1 protein-coding gene is annotated in these 227 nt (G+C 62.1%); it reads left to right on the top strand.

Annotation, left to right across the window (positions count from 1 at the left end):
- Positions 1–227: acyl-CoA dehydrogenase family protein (locus tag FNJ47_RS49245; RefSeq protein ID WP_175068548.1), on the top strand; the 227-nt coding region annotated here is incomplete at both ends.

Here is a 227-nt window from a genome sequence, read left to right as displayed (position 1 = left end):
CGGTGCCGTATCTGACCACCGGTGTTTCCGTCCACAGCGCGATCGTCGCGCATTACATCGTCAACTACGGCTCGGAGGAGCAGAAGCAGCGCTGGCTGCCGAAGATGGCGTCCGGCGAAATGGTCGGCGCCATCGCGATGACCGAGCCCGGCACCTGCTCCGATCTGCAAGCCATCAAGACCACCGCCAAGAAGCAGGGCAATTCCTACGTCATCAACGGCCAGAAG

This window comes from Bradyrhizobium uaiense (assembly GCF_010811875.1).
GTDB lineage: Bacteria > Pseudomonadota > Alphaproteobacteria > Rhizobiales > Xanthobacteraceae > Bradyrhizobium > Bradyrhizobium uaiense.
This window is presented reverse-complemented; position numbering and strand designations above follow the sequence as displayed.